This window comes from Bacillus sp. TL12 (assembly GCF_022625245.1).
Classification (GTDB): Bacteria; Bacillota; Bacilli; order Bacillales; family Bacillaceae_G; genus Bacillus_A.
Window position 1 is genome coordinate 1 of the sequence record NZ_JAJJBY010000113.1, and the last position, 3,065, is coordinate 3,065.

General features: G+C 31.6%; 4 protein-coding genes. All 4 read right to left on the reverse strand.

Annotated elements, in window-relative coordinates; genetic code table 11:
* Window positions 1-275: 275 nt before the first annotated feature.
* Complete coding sequence (locus LOK41_RS27685) at window positions 276-413, reverse strand: hypothetical protein (RefSeq protein WP_241819308.1); 138 nt, start codon at window positions 411-413, stop codon at window positions 276-278.
* A gap of 205 nt (window positions 414-618) precedes the next feature.
* Complete coding sequence (locus LOK41_RS27690) at window positions 619-1,047, reverse strand: GNAT family N-acetyltransferase (protein WP_347269385.1); 429 nt, start codon at window positions 1,045-1,047, stop codon at window positions 619-621.
* 765 nt (window positions 1,048-1,812) lie between these two features.
* A complete protein-coding gene (locus LOK41_RS27695) occupies window positions 1,813-2,157 on the reverse strand; it encodes an antibiotic biosynthesis monooxygenase family protein (RefSeq protein WP_241819309.1) in 345 nt (114 codons plus the stop codon).
* Window positions 2,158-2,364: 207 nt separating this feature from the next.
* A complete protein-coding gene (locus tag LOK41_RS27700; RefSeq protein WP_241819310.1) occupies window positions 2,365-2,766 on the reverse strand; it encodes a hypothetical protein in 402 nt (133 codons plus the stop codon).
* Between the last annotated feature and the right edge of the window lie 299 nt (window positions 2,767-3,065).

The following is a 3,065-nucleotide window of genomic DNA, read 5'->3' on the forward strand; positions in this document are numbered from 1 at the left end:
GCGGAAGTAAAGCAAATTCCCCCTCCAAAATGAAGGGAAGGAAATAACATTTGCAATTAGAAGTGCAGTCTTCGGTTAGATAAGGACATACACAAGCGTGAGAATCCCAATAAGCGTTACAAATATTGAAGTCAAGAATCCATTATCAATCAATGACTTCATTAAAGTCTTCTTCCCAGTCATTTGTATTCCTCCTCTTTAGCAAACCCCTCCCGTTTCGAGAGGGGGATATGTTAATCTTTCTTTTTGGAACGCATGATTGTTAATCCGAGAGCTCAACCATTTAAACCAGCCCCAGCGATGAGTCCTGCGAGCTGTAACCCCGAATGTTGAATTTGAAAAGCCATAAGCATACAAATAGATCCGATTGTGACTAACCATAGCGGTTCCACCTTTTGTTTCTTTATAACCATTATTTTTCCTCCTTTTCCTAATTGTACTATTAGGAAGAACCGATTTGTTTAGATTTTCGGATGTATATCCTATACATGTGAAGTTTACATAACACATCATTATCAGGATTCAATGTATTTAGAAGACTATTAAAAGCCCTCCAAATTATTTAACTGGAAGACTTTCGTGTTCACATAATTTCTCGTTAGCGGTAGTAAAATGATTTTAATTATTCCACTCACTTTTTAGTAGAGAATAACTGATAACATCGTTCGGATAATTATTTTGATACATGTATTCTCTTAATAATCCATCTTGTTTAAAACCAAATTTTTGTACTGATTTATGTGAAGCAATATTGTCTGTAAAGATAATTGCACCAATCCTATTTAAATCCCATTTATTAAATCCATATGTAATAACTGTCCTCACGGCTTCCGATATATATCCTTTCCTCCAATAATTTGGATGAATCTCATAGCCTATTTCTGTACGTTTATGTTGAGGACTCCAAGCATGAAATCCTATTGTTCCAATAAATTCATTTTCTGTTTTTGTAACAATTCCCCATCGAATTCCTCTTTTATCATGAAAAGCACTCTGAAAGTTCTCAACAAGAGTCTCAGCTTCTTTTAAATCTTTAAAAGAATTCATACCATAAAATTGTGTTACATCCTCTCTTGAAAAATAATCAAAATAGCCTTTGAATCCTCTTTTGTAATTTCTCTTAGTATTAATCTTTCTGTTTCTAGAACTGGAAATGACATAATGGTTACTCCTCCTTTTGTATTTAGTTTATTTCGCTATGAATATATTTAAATCCTATGTAAATAAAAATGTATATTCTATTCATAGAGAGTTAACATAACGCATTATTATCGGAAATTGCTTTTAAAAGTTTCTCCAATTCTTGTTCTCCATCTTAAAAAGTTCTCTATTTATAAGAATTGAATTAAATATTATTTGTCTGTTTTCTCTTTATGTTTAACAAACACCAAACTAAATAGCCCAATAAATAACCATCTACAATCGAAAGTCCTAGACTTATTAATAAATTTCAATCTAAATGAAGAGAAACCGATAAAGAAAGTAATCCTCCAACTATGCCACCTAAAACACCAATCGTAATTTTCATTTTATCAGTCATATGTATCCTCCATATAATCAATAAATTTCATATCAAAATTATATATTACTAATTAAAAATATACAATTTTATGTAATTTTTTCTTAATATTGTATTTATGTGAAATTGACATAACTTCACTTATCAGTAGTCACTGTATCTAGAAAAAACCCCTTCAATTTACTTGCTGAAAGGGTTTCGTATTTACATAATTGTCGTTCTCGATAGTCAATGTATCTATGAAGTTATAAAAAGCATCTTAGTTTAAACTAAAGGGGCTTTTTCAAAAAACTTTAATATAATTTTTTATGATCAAAAATCGAATCAGTGTAAGCTACCTGATATAGAGTTGGTTCATATTTCTGTGCAATTTTTTCTGCTTCCTTCATGTGAATAACGGCCTCAGGATTTTTTAGCATAACATAAAATGCGTTTTTATCTTTCCATTGGGCATAGTTTACTACTTTTGTTCCATCCAAACTTTTATGAAAGTTGGCAGAAATAAATCCTGGAATCTTATTCATTACTGTTTCTGTAGCATGAATTAATAGATTTAATAATTCATCTTGTCGCTCAGGTTCGACAGTAAATACATTGATTAAAGTAACACATGGATTTTCTGTACTAATTGTTGTCATAGAAGTTCTCCTATTCATTTTTAGAGTGCAATCTTAAGAGTTAAATTATACCATTTAAATTTGCGTAAATTAGTTTTTTTTTTGTGTATATCCTATACATGTGAGGTAGACATAACATCTCATTATCGGGAGTCAATGTATCTAAAAGCCTATAAAAATATCCTCCGGGTCACTTAGCCAGAAGGCATTTTTTTATACGAACAAGTTTTATTCTCCAATCGGAATTGAAATTTCTTGGTTAGCAATTGACCCTAAATTTTCTTTAAGCCACTTATCAGATAATGTCCCTTTAATGAATGTCCCATCGTCTTTTTGAATAGCTATACCCTTATCAGTTTCTATATCTTTAATTTCATAAAGTTTTGTTCCCTCTTTGAATACATTTGATGCTGTTCCTTGATAGTTGCGCCCTTTTTGGTCAATAAACTCCGTTACTTCTCCAATCTTTTGTCCAACTTCATCTTTTTCAACTTTTTCACCATCACTGACCACATAAACTTCGTTCTCCCAGCTTACAAACTCGAAAGATAAAGCTTCGTTCGTTTTTTTCTGAGCAGAACAGCCAAACAAGGTTAAACAAATGATACGTGTTGCAAGAAACATTTTCATAATTTCACTCCTAACTAATTTTGTATTTCTCTTGAAAGGTAGTATTTAATTCGTTGGAAAACTGGTTTTCTAGTTGGTTCAATGTAGGGCGGAGACCCCCTTCTCTTTCTATCACTGCCTTTATTCTAACCAGAAAACCTTAATACTTAGTGAAGAGCTTTCTTAAGATTTTCTTAACATTCCGGAGAAAAATAACTTGGAAGGTTTTCGTTATTCAACAACCTGACCATTCGTTAAATAAGAAGTAATGTATATTCTATACATGTTCAGTTAACATAACGCCGCGTTATCAGAAGTTG